Source organism: Staphylococcus sp. GDB20D11A, assembly GCF_016893255.1.
Classification (GTDB): Bacteria; Bacillota; Bacilli; order Staphylococcales; family Staphylococcaceae; genus Staphylococcus; species Staphylococcus aureus.
Window position 1 is genome coordinate 23,090 of record NZ_JAFEPJ010000008.1, and the last position, 15,036, is coordinate 38,125.

Consider the following 15,036-nt stretch of genomic DNA (forward strand, 5'->3'; position numbering starts at 1 on the left):
ATTAGAAGTCAAGGTAACATCCGTTGCCTTGGCTTCTTTTTAGGTTAGGTACATAATTGAAAGTTAATAAAAGCAATTCTTTAGAAAAATATATTGATAGAATATGACCTAACAATCATTTTGATACCAATACTAAAAGTTGCATATCCGTTTTTTAAAACAGTTGAAAGAAAAAAGTGGTATTTTAGTGGGAAGGAAGTCTAACTTTTTGGTAGCGTTTTACAATAAATAAATATTCATCAATAACGTATAAATATTCTTAAATACCGTTCTAGTAAAATTTGTTAAATTCGTTAAATCATAACTTAACACAGTTGTTTTAGCGCTATTAAAGTTTTGTTTATTACGAGAAAAATTATATAAATATTCAATAATTGCTAAGTTTCAAATTGTATGAAATTTGCATTATTATTAAATATTAGTTATTGTCAATTTTGTGAATCAATATAATTATTACATTTTGAGATAAATCGAAACAGGATTCATAAAATTAATAATTAGGGGGAGCACAATTGAAAAAAGAGAAAGTTATGGACTGGACGACCTTTATAGGGACAGTAGCTGTACTTCTTTTTGCAGTTATACCTATGATGGCTTTTCCAAAAGCAAGTGAAGATATCATCACTGGTATTAATAGTGCCATTTCTGATTCAATTGGTTCGATATATTTATTTATGGGGCTGGCGATTTTTTGCTTTGTAATGTATATCGCATTTGGTAAATATGGTAATGTCACACTTGGTAAAGCAAGTGATAAACCAGAATTTAATACATTTACATGGGCGGCAATGCTGTTTTGTGCAGGCATAGGCTCTGATATTTTATACTGGGGCGTTATTGAATGGGCTTTTTACTATCAAGTTCCACCAAATGGCGCGAAAAGTATGAGTGATGAAGCACTCCAATATGCGACGCAATATGGTATGTTCCACTGGGGACCAATTGCTTGGGCTATTTACGTTTTACCAGCATTACCAATTGGTTATTTAGTGTTTGTTAAAAAACAACCGGTGTATAAAATTAGTCAAGCTTGTCGTCCGATTTTAAAAGGTCAAACAGATAAATTTGTAGGTAAAGTTGTAGATATCTTATTTATCTTTGGATTGCTAGGTGGTGCGGCAACATCACTAGCGTTAGGTGTGCCATTAATTTCTGCAGGCATAGAAAGATTAACTGGTTTAGATGGTAAAAATATGATTTTACGTTCGGCCATTTTATTAACGATTACGGTCATATTTGCTATTAGTTCATATACAGGATTGAAAAAAGGTATTCAAAAGTTAAGTGATATCAACGTTTGGCTATCATTTGTACTTTTAGCCTTTATATTTATTATTGGACCGACTGTTTTTATTATGGAAACGACAGTGACAGGGTTCGGAAATATGTTGAGAGATTTTTTCCATATGGCAACATGGTTAGAACCATTCGGTGGTATTAAAGGTCGAAAAGAAACGAATTTCCCACAAGACTGGACAATATTCTACTGGTCATGGTGGTTAGTATATGCGCCATTTATCGGTTTATTTATTGCTAGAATTTCAAAAGGTCGACGCCTTAAAGAAGTCGTGCTAGGAACAATTATTTATGGAACGCTTGGATGCGTATTATTCTTTGGTATTTTTGGTAACTATGCTGTGTATTTACAAATTTCTGGACAGTTTAATGTAACACAATATTTAAATACACATGGTACAGAGGCAACCATTATTGAAGTGGTGCATCATTTACCATTCCCATCATTGATGATTGTACTATTCTTAGTATCTGCTTTCTTATTCTTAGCAACAACATTTGATTCGGGTTCATATATTTTAGCGGCAGCATCTCAGAAAAAAGTGGTAGGCGAACCATTAAGTGCCAATCGTTTATTCTGGGCATTTGCATTGTGCTTATTGCCATTTTCATTGATGCTAGTTGGTGGCGAACGTGCATTAGAAGTATTGAAAACTGCTTCAATACTGGCAAGTGTGCCATTAATTGTTATTTTTATTTTCATGATGATATCATTTTTAATCATTTTAGGACGCGATAGAATTAAACTTGAAACGCGTGCTGAAAAATTAAAAGAAGTTGAACGTCGTTCATTGCGAATCGTTCAAGTATCAGAAGAAGAACAAGACGATAATTTATAATTCAATTAATGATGCATAAGATTTTGAATTTTATAAGTATATGATTGATTGTCATATTAAGCAAAAACGGTAATTTCTATTTGTAGAGATAGAAGTTACCGTTTATTTCGTGCACCTATTGCATTGTTTTAAGTATCTATTGTTGTTATTGTCGTTGTTAGAGTCAATTTTAATTTTCAGAATCAGAAGGCTGTTCTGGAATTGGGAAATATTTGAAAATTTCACCGCTTTCAATCGCTTCGGTTAACTGTTCTAACCATTCGTAATAAACATGTGTATGATCAAGCTGAGCTTTAATTTTTTGTGCCTCTTGTGTTTCAGCTTCAGTTAAATCACTGCTTTCAAGTAATGGATTGATAATAGCCTGAGCATCTTTTACTGCTTCGACATTGATGTCAATTTCACGCTGAAATTTTTTAGTGAAAAAGTTTCGGAAAAAGATGAAAAAGTCTTTTTCGGCGATAAAATGTTGTTTGCGGCTTCCTCTCGTAAATTGTTGTTTAACAATATCAAATTCCTGCAATTTCTTAACGCCAGCACTCATACTTGGTTTGCTCATTTGCAATTGATGACGCATTTCATCAAGCGTCATACTGCCTTCAAACACCATAGTGCCATATAAGTTTCCTACACTTCTATTAGTGCCATACAAATCCATTGTCTGTCCAATTGAATTAATTACAATATCTTTTGCTTGTTCTAATTGTTGCTGTTTGTTCTGAGAACGAGTCATCATTGCACCTCCGTACATCATTTTGGTCACGTTAAAATAAATACTAATACATTATAAAACCTTTTCTAAAAAAAGACATTAAAAATATTTAAAGCATTAAAGTTAAATGTTTCGTTAAATAAAAATCTAACGAACTTACAAAACTTAATTCTTGAGTTGTTTTGTAAATTGACACATTTTTCATTTCTATGCTAACATAAGTTTGTAAAATTCGTTAAATAAAAATTTAACAAACTTAACGGAGGTTGTTGAATGGAACTTTTAAAACATTTATCTCAGCGTCAATATATTGATGGTGAGTGGGTTGAAAGCGCGAATAAAAATACAAGAGATATTATCAATCCTTACAATCAAGAAGTGATATTTACGGTTTCTGAAGGGACAAAAGAGGATGCAGAACGTGCAATCTTAGCTGCAAGACGTGCGTTTGAGTCTGGTGAATGGTCGCAAGAAACTGCTGAAACAAGAGGTAAAAAAGTACGTGCCATCGCGGACAAGATCAAAGAACATCGCGAAGCGTTAGCACGATTAGAAACATTAGATACTGGAAAAACGTTAGAAGAATCATATGCAGATATGGATGATATTCATAATGTGTTTATGTATTTTGCTGGATTAGCAGATAAAGACGGTGGCGAAATGATTGATTCACCAATTCCAGATACAGAAAGCAAAATTGTTAAAGAACCAGTAGGTGTAGTTACACAAATTACACCTTGGAATTATCCGTTATTACAAGCATCATGGAAAATTGCGCCAGCGCTTGCTACGGGTTGTTCACTAGTTATGAAACCAAGTGAAATTACACCATTAACAACAATACGTGTTTTTGAATTAATGGAAGAAGTTGGTTTCCCTAAAGGAACAATTAATCTTATTCTAGGTGCAGGTTCTGAAGTTGGTGACGTAATGTCAGGTCATAAAGAGGTTGACCTTGTATCATTTACAGGTGGCATTGAGACTGGTAAGCATATTATGAAAAATGCTGCTAATAATGTTACGAATATTGCCTTGGAACTTGGCGGTAAAAATCCAAACATTATCTTTGATGATGCTGATTTTGAATTGGCGGTAGACCAAGCGTTAAATGGTGGATATTTCCATGCAGGTCAAGTTTGTTCAGCAGGATCAAGAATATTAGTACAAAACAGTATTAAAGACAAATTTGAGCAAGCACTTATTGATCGCGTGAAAAAAATCAAATTAGGTAATGGTTTTGATGCTGATACTGAAATGGGACCAGTGATTTCAACAGAACATCGTAATAAAATCGAATCTTATATGGATGTAGCTAAAGCAGAAGGCGCAACAATTGCTGTTGGTGGTAAACGTCCAGATAGAGACGATTTAAAAGATGGTCTATTCTTCGAGCCAACAGTCATTACAAATTGTGATACGTCAATGCGTATTGTACAAGAAGAGGTTTTCGGACCTGTCGTTACTGTAGAAGGCTTTGAAACTGAACAAGAAGCGATTCAATTAGCGAATGATTCTATATATGGTTTAGCAGGTGCTGTATTTTCTAAAGATATTGGAAAAGCACAACGCGTTGCTAACAAGTTGAAACTTGGAACGGTGTGGATTAATGATTTCCACCCATATTTTGCACAAGCGCCATGGGGTGGATACAAACAATCAGGTATCGGTAGAGAATTAGGCAAAGAAGGCTTAGAAGAGTACCTTGTTTCAAAACACATTTTAACAAATACAAATCCACAATTAGTGAATTGGTTTAGCAAATAAAAATTAGATAAGGTGAGTGCCATTGTAAGAACACAAGACACTCACTTTGTTTTGTATAAGTGGCGATATGTTGATTGATAATTTGGACTAAACGCAAAATGAATCATAGATTATTTCATGACTGTTAGTAACAATCATAAAAGGAAAATCGAGTGTTTTGGTTAGCTAAGTTTAGCAATTCAACGATAACCAATCAGCCACTAACAAATATTTCATGCAATGCTCACTTTGAAATACAACAAACTTTGGAGGTCATAACGATGAGTAACAAAAACAAATCATATGATTATGTCATCATTGGAGGAGGCAGTGCAGGTTCTGTACTAGGTAATCGTCTGAGTGAAGATAAAGATAAAGAAGTCTTAGTATTAGAAGCGGGTCGCAGTGATTATTTTTGGGATTTATTTATCCAAATGCCTGCTGCGTTAATGTTCCCTTCAGGCAATAAATTTTACGATTGGATTTATTCAACAGATGAAGAACCACATATGGGCGGTCGTAAAGTAGCACATGCCCGAGGTAAAGTTTTAGGTGGATCAAGTTCGATTAATGGCATGATTTATCAACGTGGTAATCCAATGGACTATGAAGGCTGGGCAGAACCAGAAGGTATGGAAACTTGGGATTTTGCGCACTGTTTACCGTATTTTAAAAAATTAGAAAAAACATACGGTGCAGCACCTTATGATAAATTTAGAGGCCATGATGGACCAATTAAATTAAAACGAGGGCCAGCAACGAATCCTTTATTCCAGTCATTCTTTGATGCAGGTGTTGAAGCAGGCTATCATAAAACACCTGATGTGAATGGATTTAGACAAGAAGGTTTTGGACCGTTCGATAGTCAAGTACATCGTGGTCGCCGAATGTCAGCTTCAAGAGCATATTTACATCCAGCTATGAAGCGTAAAAACTTAACCGTTGAAACACGTGCCTTTGTAACTGAAATTCATTATGAAGGTAGAAGAGCAACTGGTGTTACGTATAAGAAAAATGGCAAACTACATACCATCGATGCTAATGAAGTCATCTTGTCTGGTGGGGCATTCAATACGCCACAATTACTACAATTATCTGGTATCGGTGATTCAGAGTTCCTAAAATCAAAAGGCATTGAGCCACGTGTTCATTTACCTGGTGTGGGTGAAAACTTTGAAGATCACTTAGAGGTATACATTCAACATAAATGTAAGGAACCTGTATCATTACAGCCAAGCTTAGATATCAAGCGTATGCCATTTATTGGTTTACAATGGATTTTCACACGTACAGGTGCAGCAGCATCTAACCATTTTGAAGGTGGCGGATTTGTACGTTCAAATAACGAAGTTGATTATCCTAACTTAATGTTCCATTTCTTACCAATAGCTGTAAGATATGATGGTCAAAAGGCAGCGGTCGCACATGGTTATCAAGTTCACGTAGGACCAATGTATTCAAACTCTCGTGGTAGCTTGAAAATCAAATCTAAAGATCCATTCGAAAAACCAAGTATCCGCTTTAATTATTTATCAACAGAAGAAGATAAAAAAGAATGGGTAGAAGCAATTCGTGTAGCAAGAAATATCTTATCTCAAAAAGCAATGGATCCATTCAATGGTGGAGAAATTTCACCAGGACCAGAAGTGCAAACAGACGAAGAAATTCTTGATTGGGTTCGTAGAGATGGTGAAACAGCATTACACCCATCTTGTAGTGCTAAAATGGGTCCTGCTTCAGATCCAATGGCAGTAGTTGACCCGTTAACAATGAAAGTCCACGGTATGGAAAATTTACGTGTAGTTGATGCATCAGCTATGCCACGTACGACAAATGGCAATATACATGCACCTGTTTTAATGTTAGCTGAAAAAGCAGCAGACATTATACGTGGCAGAAAGCCTTTAGAGCCACAATATATTGATTATTATAAGCATGGTGTTCATGATGAAAATGAAGGTGCAATCGAAGTAAAACCATATGCTAAATAAATTTATATAGTAGACTCTTAGTCTGGCATCTATTGTATTGGTGCCAGGCTTTTTTGCGTTTTATCTAAATGAGAAGTTAATGTGTTGTTCAAAAACGGTGTGTGAGTATATGAACTGAAAATAGAGTTAATTGTACATTGTGATGATTAATTGACCTAATTGGCAGACATTAAAAGAGTGTACAACCATAAAAGTTCACTAAATAGACATTTAATTGTGTTTTCTTGAAAGCTTTCGTGGTAGGATTTATATAAGTAAATTGAGAGAAGGAATACTATGAGCTTTTACGAATATATACAAACATTTAAAGATGATAAAACACCATTAGGCGAATTAGCGATTTGGATTAAAGAAGATGATTCATTCCCAAAACAAGAGAAGCTAACAGAAAACATTTTGTCTTATTTTCATCAAATGTCTAATATAGATCATGAGTTTTTAGAAATTGTAAAAAGATCACTTTCTCTGTATGATCAATTAAAATCGTAAAATCAGAAATAAAGTTAGCTAAAATAAAAGGCCGGTGATTTCACAGATGAAGTTGTCGGCTATTTTCATGACTAATGTTAAATAATGATTATGAAATTGAAGACACAAAAATAGCGGGCGACTCCTGTCCCCATTTGTATGAAATATTAATACTTTTTACAAAGTCTTATTTTTTAAAAAGAAGCCAAACTATGATTGTAATTAATAAATACGGGAATGAATTAGTAATAGATATAAAGTAATATGACCAAAAATATAAATGAAATGAAGGCATGTATTATGAACATTTATGATGAATATAGAAGTTATGTAATAGAAGAACTGGATGATTGTCTCACAATACAAAAAAATAATGACACTGCATATTACGATGTTCTAGAAGCGATAAATGATTTATCAAATGATTCATTATGTGTGTTAAATCATTTATATATTAACGAAGGACAAGAAGAAACTTTCGAGCAAAAGTTTTTACAACGAAATAAACATTTGCAAAACGTTGATGGGTTTAAAGCATTAAGGTTTTTAAGACCTAGAACAGCTGGTAGACACTATATCATTATTACGCTGTGGGAAAATAGGCAAGCATTTTATCATTGGCAAAATTCAGCTGAGTACAAGCATACACACAAGCATCGTGGCACTTCGAAAGGTGCAGATGTAAAAATAATTAATCGTGAATTATCATACAATATTCGTATTGAATTAGCTGATATGGTCTAGCCCGAGATATCACCCCTCAATCATTTGAAAGTCCTTGAATGCTACGTCATGTCAAAGTGTAGTGTCGAGGACTTTGATATTTAACCCTATTTAATTGAAAATTCTGTAAAGATAGGCGTATGATATATATAATTCATTTATAAAATTACAATGTTCATCACAGGAAAAGTGGATGTATGAAAGGAAGTTAGTTATGCAAAAGTCAGCTCTATTCGCGCCTGAAAAATATAACATTATTTCGGAAATCGAAAAATATAGCCACATACCAGATAAAAAGGCGATTTTATATCATAATACTGAAGGCGAAGATATATCAGTCACTTACCAACAGCTCATTGAACAGTCTAATAAAGTAGGTAATGTTTTAGCATCGCATGGTTTATCTAAAGGCGATAAAGTACTCATTATGATGCCACGATCTATTGCGACGTATGAATTATATATTGCTGCTTTAAAATTAGGTGTTGCAATCATTCCATGTTCTGAAATGCTAAGAACTAAAGATTTACAATACCGTATCACACACGGTGAAATAAATGCAGTCATTGCATTAGAGCCATTCACAGTTGAATTTGAAAAAATTAAAGAATATGATGCGTTAACTAAATTTGTTATTGCCGGTCAAAAAGATGGATGGATTTCACTTGAAGCTGAAAAAGAAAACGCAAGTAACAAACTAGAAATGGCAGATACGACGCGTGATGATATGGCGATTCTGTCATATACATCTGGTACAACTGGCAATCCTAAAGCCGTTACACATTGTCATGGATGGGGATTTGCACATTTACAAATGGCACCAAAACATTGGTTATGTATTAATGAAGATGACTTAGTTTGGGCAACAGCAGCACCAGGTTGGCAAAAATGGGTATGGAGTCCTTTCTTATCTGTATTAGGTTCAGGTGCAACTGCTTTTGTATTTAATGGAAGATTCAGCCCTGAAACATACTTAGAATTGCTTCAAAAATATCAAATTAATGTTTTATGTTGTACACCGACAGAATATCGTATGATGGCTAAATTACAGAACTTAAATGATTATGACTTAACGCATTTACATAGTGCCGTTTCTGCAGGTGAGCCACTAAATCGAGAAGTAGTTGAACAATTCAAGAAATACTTTAATTTAACTGTAAGAGATGGATATGGCCAGACTGAAAGTACCTTGCTTATAGGCTTTTTAAAAGATACACCACAAAGGATTGGATCAATGGGTAAAGGCATTCCGGGTAGTTCGGTCACTGTAGTAGATGATGAGGGGAATAGCGTACCTGCTAATACGAAAGGGAATATTGCAGTGCCACTTGATTTGCCAGCACTTTTCAAAGGGTATTATAAAGAGCCAGAACGTACGGCGAAAGCGCAAACAGGTAAATACTACATCACTGGTGACTTAGCTCATGTAGATGATGATGATTATTTCTGGTTTGAAGGACGTCGAGATGACATTATTATTAGTTCAGGCTATACGATTGGGCCTTTTGAAGTTGAAGATGCGTTAACGAATCATCCAGCCGTTAAAGAATGTGCTGTAGTAGCAAAACCTCATGATATACGTGGAAATATTGTTAAAGCATTCGTTATTTTACAGGATCATACTGCGGGTGATGATACGCTAGTTAAAGAACTACAACAATTTGTTAAAAATGAAGTTGCACCATATAAATATCCGAGAGAGATTGAATTCGTTGACGACTTACCAAAAACAAACTCAGGTAAAATTCGTCGTGTTGAACTACGAGATGCTGAAATAGAAAAATGGCAACAACAAAAAGATAGCAATCAATAAACATAGCAAAGCAGTCCAATGCGTAAGGTATGATGATACGCACTGGACTGCTTGTTTATTTATGATGTTCTTTGTCGTCTAGTTATAAATATTAAAATTAGTTTAGAAACAAGCGCAACCAGTATTAAGAATGAGAAAATATAAGATGTTAAACCTCGAATATCCCAGTTTAATAAAAACACATTACTATCACCGGCATTAAGTTGAAACTCAGTATGTGTTAGAACGATAATTACAATACCTATAAGGGCAAGATTCAAAATAAATTTCAATATTAAAGGTAATTGAAGTGATTTTCTTAGATGCATATATTGAATCTCCTTTTTATGATTGATTTTACACTTATATTGTATCAAAATAGAGTATATGTTTAAAATGCTATAAGTCAAATGTAGATTAAAACAATTGTTAGCTATTTGTTGTCAAATAATTATGATCGATTTGATATTTATCTTCTATGAATAAAAGATTTAATATATTGCAAAGTTAATGAATAATTATAATTTACATTTACCACTGCTTGCTTTAACATATATATGTAAGCACTAACTATAGTATTTTGTTACAGCGTATCAATTAAAACAGGAAGTTATCTATGGCGTTGATATTTTAAAGAAATATGTCAGTTTTATGTAACTTTCATATTGATGATACACATTTACAATTTTTGGAGAGGTGAAACCAATGGCTAAGTCTAATAGTAAAGACATCGTTTTAATTGGAGCCGGTGTACTTAGCACAACATTTGGTTCAATGTTAAAAGAAATTGAGCCAGACTGGAATATCCACGTTTACGAACGCTTGGATCGTCCTGCAATCGAAAGTTCAAACGAAAGAAATAATGCTGGTACGGGTCATGCAGCATTATGTGAGTTGAACTACACAGTTTTACAACCTGATGGTTCTATCGACATCGAAAAAGCGAAAGTGATTAACGAAGAGTTTGAGATTTCAAAACAATTCTGGGGTCACTTAGTGAAAAGCGGTAGCATCGAGAACCCAAGAGAATTTATCAATCCATTACCACACATCAGTTATGTTAGAGGTAAAAACAATGTTAAATTCTTAAAAGATCGTTACGAAGCGATGAAAGCTTTCCCTATGTTCGATAATATCGAATATACTGAAGACATCGAAGTAATGAAAAAATGGATTCCATTGATGATGAAAGGCCGTGAAGATAACCCTGGTATCATGGCGGCAAGTAAAATTGACGAAGGTACAGATGTAAACTTCGGTGAATTAACACGTAAAATGGCTAAAAGCATTGAAGCACATCCAAATGCTACAGTGCAATTTAACCATGAAGTTGTTGATTTTGAACAATTATCAAATGGTCAATGGGAAGTTACTGTTAAAAATCGCCTAACTGGTGAGAAATTCAAACAAGTAACTGACTACGTATTCATCGGTGCTGGCGGTGGAGCAATTCCATTATTACAAAAAACAGGTATCCCTGAAAGTAAACATTTAGGTGGATTCCCTATCAGTGGTCAATTCTTAGCTTGTACAAACCCACAAGTTATTGAACAACACGATGCCAAAGTTTATGGTAAAGAGCCACCTGGTACACCACCAATGACTGTACCTCATTTAGATACGCGTTACATTGACGGCCAAAGAACATTGTTATTTGGACCATTTGCTAATGTTGGACCTAAATTCTTGAAAAATGGTTCTAACTTAGATTTATTCAAATCAGTTAAAACATACAACATTACAACTTTATTAGCAGCAGCTGTTAAAAACTTACCTTTAATTAAATACTCATTTGATCAAGTGATTATGACAAAAGAAGGTTGTATGAACCATTTACGTACTTTCTATCCAGAAGCACGTAACGAAGATTGGCAATTATACACTGCTGGTAAACGTGTACAAGTTATCAAAGATACACCTGAACACGGTAAAGGATTCATCCAATTCGGTACAGAAGTGGTTAACTCACAAGACCACACTGTAATCGCATTATTAGGTGAATCACCAGGGGCTTCAACTTCAGTTTCAGTTGCGTTAGAAGTATTAGAACGTAACTTCCCTGAATACAAAACTGAATGGGCACCTAAAATCAAGAAAATGATTCCATCATACGGTGAATCATTAATTGAAGACGAAAAATTAATGAGAAAAATCCGTAAACAAACTTCAAAAGACTTAGAATTAGGTTACTACGAAAACTAAATTCTAATAGCTATATTTAAAATCGGGCAACTGAGAAATCTTATAGATTTTTCAGCTGTCCGATTTTTTTGCGTAATCTATAATACATACGCAAAATCAACTTTAATCAAAAAGACTCATACACAATGCCTTTAAAGCACATGTATGAGTCCTTTTTAGTAGTTTATATCAAAAAATACGTTTAATGTATAAATTAGTTTTTGTTTACAGATGCGTCGTAGATTGATTCTACAGCGTCACCTAATGCTTTATCGAATTCTTCTTTAGATTGTCCAGCTCTTAAATCACTAGCTAATGCACGTGAGAAGCTTGCGATAAGTTCAGCGTTATCTTTAAGTAATTCGTTCGCTTTTTCTCTGCTGTAACCACCTGATAATACAACGATACGAACAACATTTGGATGTTCAGCTAAGTCTTTGTATAAGTTAGCTTCAGTAGGAATTGTTAATTTTAACATAACTAATTGATCAGCATTTAAGCTGTCTAAACCTTTTTTAAGCTCAGCTTTTAATACTTTTTCAATTTCAGCTTTATCTTTTGCGTTAATATTAACTTCTGGTTCGATAATTGGCACTAACCCTTTAGCAATAATTTGTTTAGCGACTTCAAATTGTTGTTCAACAACGTCTTTGATACCTTGTTCATTTAATTCTAAAATATTAGAACGCATTTTTGTACCAAAAATGTGACGCTCGTTTGCACGATCTAATAAGCTGTCTAAGTTGTCGATTGGTTTCATTAATTGAACACCATTTTGCTCTTCAGCAAGACCTTTGTCTACTTTTAAGAACGGAACAACACCTTTATCAGCTAAGTAATCTGCAGTGTATTTGCCTTCTACTTCGCGATCCATTGTTTGTTCGAAAAGAATAGCACCCAAAATTTTATCTGGTGAGAATGAAGGTGAAGTTACCACACGTGTACGCATATCGTGAACAAGTTGGAACATTTCGTCTTCATTGCTATATTGATCTTCGTTTACACCATATTCTTTAAGTGCTTTTGGTGTACTACCACCACTTTGGTCTAATGCGGCAATAAAGCCTTTTCCATTTTTCATTTTTTCTAATTGCTCTTTATTCATACTTTCCACTCCTTAACTTTTCAATACACCTCCAGTATGATAAAAATGAGAACATTTCTCAAGTCATAAACCTTGAAAAGTGTATAAAATGTGAAAAATAATTGTCAGTTTAATTAAAAATATTATTTTATTCTAGGTATGACTAACGCCATTAATGACATAAAGAAAATATGTGTAATAATCCAACCGATTAATTCTGTCACACTAAATTGAAAAATTGGACGTTGCGCAATAAATACTAAAAAGGGATACAATGCTATAAATAAGAAAACTAAAGGGATATAACATAGATAGTAAAGCCTTTTAGAAATATGAAACAGCAACACAAATACAAAATAAATGACGCTACCAATTAGTAAGTGACATATTATTTCTAGAGTATATGGTGTATTGTCAGAAGGAATTAGAAAATCTAAATTCAATAATAAAGCTTTTAAATGTGATTGATCGCTAGTTATGTCGAACAACATGGTCATCCATAGCAACATGAATGATATGAAAATAGCAGCAATGAAATGGAACAATACTTTTAAACGCATTCATATCACCTCAGAGTCAAATGGAATATAGTAAACAATTCCCTAATCGAACAAAATTATGCGCATAAACAAAGTAGATTGATATAAAATTCTTAATTATCAGAATATATTTACAAATCTGAAATTTATTAGTATATTGGATAGTATTCATAATGACATGACAGTATTTTCACGTGATATCAAATTGAATGTGGTTATCGATGTAGGGAAGGTAATTATACGAATAAGGTCTGTCAATGGGAGGGGAATGTATATGAGTAAAGCACATCAATTAATTCAAGAGGATGAACAATATTTTGCGAAATCAGGACGTATTAAATATTATCCGTTAGTTATTGATCATGGATATGGAGCAACATTGGTTGATATTGAGGGGAAGACATATATCGATTTGTTATCGAGTGCGAGTTCTCAAAACGTAGGTCATGCACCTAGAGAAGTAACAGAAGCGATAAAGGCACAAGTTGATAAATTTATTCATTATACACCAGCATATATGTATCATGAACCGTTGGTACGTTTAGCTAAGAAGCTTTGTGAGATTGCACCTGGAGATTTTGAAAAAAGAGTGACCTTCGGATTAACTGGATCAGACGCAAATGATGGCATCATTAAATTTGCCAGAGCATATACAGGGCGTCCTTATATCATTAGTTTCACTAATGCATATCATGGTTCAACTTTTGGCTCGTTGTCTATGTCAGCTATTAGTTTAAATATGCGCAAACATTATGGTCCGTTATTGAATGGCTTTTATCATATTCCGTTTCCAGATAAATATCGTGGTATGTACGAGCAGCCACAAGCTAATTCAGTAGAAGAATATTTAGCACCCTTAAAAGAAATGTTTGCGAAATATGTACCTGCTGACGAAGTAGCATGTATTGTTATTGAAACGATACAAGGCGATGGTGGACTTTTAGAACCAGTTCCAGGGTATTTTGAAGCGTTAGAAAAGATTTGTCGTGAACATGGTATTTTAATCGCTGTCGATGATATTCAACAAGGTTTTGGGCGAACAGGTACATGGAGTTCAGTCTCGCACTTTAATTTTACGCCTGATTTAATCACTTTCGGAAAATCTTTAGCAGGTGGTATGCCTATGTCAGCAATTGTTGGACGCAAAGAGATTATGAATTGTTTAGAAGCACCAGCACATTTATTTACAACAGGTGCTAATCCAGTTAGTTGTGAAGCTGCATTAGCCACAATTCAAATGATTGAAGATCAGTCGCTTCTTCAGGCTAGTGCGGAAAAAGGGGAATATGTTAGGAAACGAATGAATCAATGGGTATCTAAATACAATAGTGTAGGCGATGTTAGAGGTAAAGGTCTGAGCATTGGTATTGATATTGTTTCCGACAAAAAACTCAAAACACGTGATGCCAGTGCGGCACTTAAAATTTGTAATTACTGCTTTGAGCATGGCGTAGTTATTATAGCTGTAGCAGGAAATGTGTTGCGATTCCAACCGCCATTGGTGATAACATATGAGCAATTAGACACGGCGTTAAACACTATAGAAGATGCACTGACTATTTTGGAAACAGGTAACTTAGATCAATATGACATATCTGGACAAGGTTGGTAATAGCGATTCTCTTAATATAAAATAAAAAATCATTTCCACATCTGGATGTTAATCAG

At 34.2% G+C, this 15,036-nt stretch carries 15 protein-coding genes; 9 read left to right on the top strand and 6 right to left on the bottom strand.

Features of this window, described 5'->3' with window-relative positions; genetic code table 11:
- The first annotated feature begins 93 nt into the window (after positions 1-93).
- Positions 94-204: a hypothetical protein gene (locus tag JV528_RS05870; protein WP_014532714.1), complete on the top strand. Its 111-nt coding sequence runs from the start codon at positions 94-96 to the stop codon at positions 202-204.
- A 15-nt stretch (positions 205-219) separates the two neighbouring features.
- Here the strand turns inward: JV528_RS05870 and JV528_RS05875 are convergent, their stop codons facing one another.
- Complete coding sequence (locus tag JV528_RS05875; RefSeq protein ID WP_042906193.1) at positions 220-375, bottom strand: hypothetical protein; 156 nt, start codon at positions 373-375, stop codon at positions 220-222.
- A 137-nt stretch (positions 376-512) separates the two neighbouring features.
- Here JV528_RS05875 and JV528_RS05880 point away from each other — a divergent pair, with 137 nt between their 5' ends.
- Positions 513-2,135 (top strand): BCCT family transporter, encoded by a 1,623-nt coding sequence (locus JV528_RS05880; RefSeq protein WP_204177339.1) that lies wholly within the window; start codon positions 513-515, stop codon positions 2,133-2,135.
- A 169-nt stretch (positions 2,136-2,304) separates the two neighbouring features.
- Here the strand turns inward: JV528_RS05880 and cudC are convergent, their stop codons facing one another.
- Together cudC and JV528_RS05890 are read right to left on the bottom strand one after the other, a co-directional pair.
- The gene (cudC, locus tag JV528_RS05885; RefSeq protein WP_000198598.1) at positions 2,305-2,868 is read right to left on the bottom strand and encodes a choline uptake/conversion transcriptional regulator CudC; all 564 of its coding nucleotides are present in this window, start codon (positions 2,866-2,868) and stop codon (positions 2,305-2,307) included.
- Between the two features lie 88 nt (positions 2,869-2,956).
- Complete coding sequence (locus JV528_RS05890) at positions 2,957-3,052, bottom strand: hypothetical protein (protein ID WP_001789908.1); 96 nt, start codon at positions 3,050-3,052, stop codon at positions 2,957-2,959.
- Between the two features lie 68 nt (positions 3,053-3,120).
- Here JV528_RS05890 and betB point away from each other — a divergent pair, with 68 nt between their 5' ends.
- The 5 genes from betB (at position 3,121) to mbcS (ending at position 9,585) form a co-directional block, all read left to right on the top strand.
- Positions 3,121-4,611 carry a betaine-aldehyde dehydrogenase gene (betB, locus tag JV528_RS05895; protein ID WP_000421701.1) on the top strand — a complete coding sequence of 497 codons (1,491 nt, stop codon included), beginning with the start codon at positions 3,121-3,123 and terminating at the stop codon, positions 4,609-4,611.
- A gap of 260 nt (positions 4,612-4,871) precedes the next feature.
- Positions 4,872-6,581 carry a choline dehydrogenase gene (gene betA, locus JV528_RS05900; RefSeq protein WP_000066521.1) on the top strand — a complete coding sequence of 570 codons (1,710 nt, stop codon included), beginning with the start codon at positions 4,872-4,874 and terminating at the stop codon, positions 6,579-6,581.
- 276 nt (positions 6,582-6,857) lie between these two features.
- Positions 6,858-7,070, top strand: a complete 213-nt coding sequence (locus tag JV528_RS05905; protein ID WP_000011688.1) for a sterile alpha motif-like domain-containing protein — start codon at positions 6,858-6,860, stop codon at positions 7,068-7,070.
- 279 nt (positions 7,071-7,349) lie between these two features.
- Positions 7,350-7,793 carry an antibiotic biosynthesis monooxygenase family protein gene (locus tag JV528_RS05910; protein ID WP_001028784.1) on the top strand — a complete coding sequence of 148 codons (444 nt, stop codon included), beginning with the start codon at positions 7,350-7,352 and terminating at the stop codon, positions 7,791-7,793.
- A 193-nt stretch (positions 7,794-7,986) separates the two neighbouring features.
- The gene (gene mbcS / locus JV528_RS05915) at positions 7,987-9,585 is read left to right on the top strand and encodes an acyl-CoA synthetase MbcS (RefSeq protein WP_204177337.1); all 1,599 of its coding nucleotides are present in this window, start codon (positions 7,987-7,989) and stop codon (positions 9,583-9,585) included.
- 59 nt (positions 9,586-9,644) lie between these two features.
- Here the strand turns inward: mbcS and JV528_RS05920 are convergent, their stop codons facing one another.
- Positions 9,645-9,974: a hypothetical protein gene (locus JV528_RS05920; protein WP_001798838.1), complete on the bottom strand. Its 330-nt coding sequence runs from the start codon at positions 9,972-9,974 to the stop codon at positions 9,645-9,647.
- A gap of 295 nt (positions 9,975-10,269) precedes the next feature.
- On the opposite strand from JV528_RS05920, the gene lqo reads away from it, so the two are divergent.
- Positions 10,270-11,766, top strand: coding sequence for an L-lactate dehydrogenase (quinone) (lqo, locus tag JV528_RS05925; protein WP_001130051.1), 1,497 nt, complete (start codon positions 10,270-10,272; stop codon positions 11,764-11,766).
- A gap of 193 nt (positions 11,767-11,959) precedes the next feature.
- Here the strand turns inward: lqo and JV528_RS05930 are convergent, their stop codons facing one another.
- Positions 11,960-12,850 (bottom strand): fructose bisphosphate aldolase, encoded by an 891-nt coding sequence (locus tag JV528_RS05930; RefSeq protein WP_001031407.1) that lies wholly within the window; start codon positions 12,848-12,850, stop codon positions 11,960-11,962.
- A gap of 122 nt (positions 12,851-12,972) precedes the next feature.
- Positions 12,973-13,389, bottom strand: coding sequence for a hypothetical protein (locus JV528_RS05935; RefSeq protein WP_001237626.1), 417 nt, complete (start codon positions 13,387-13,389; stop codon positions 12,973-12,975).
- A 253-nt stretch (positions 13,390-13,642) separates the two neighbouring features.
- On the opposite strand from JV528_RS05935, the gene JV528_RS05940 reads away from it, so the two are divergent.
- Positions 13,643-14,980, top strand: a complete 1,338-nt coding sequence (locus tag JV528_RS05940) for an aspartate aminotransferase family protein (RefSeq protein WP_000030077.1) — start codon at positions 13,643-13,645, stop codon at positions 14,978-14,980.
- Positions 14,981-15,036: the final 56 nt, after the last annotated feature.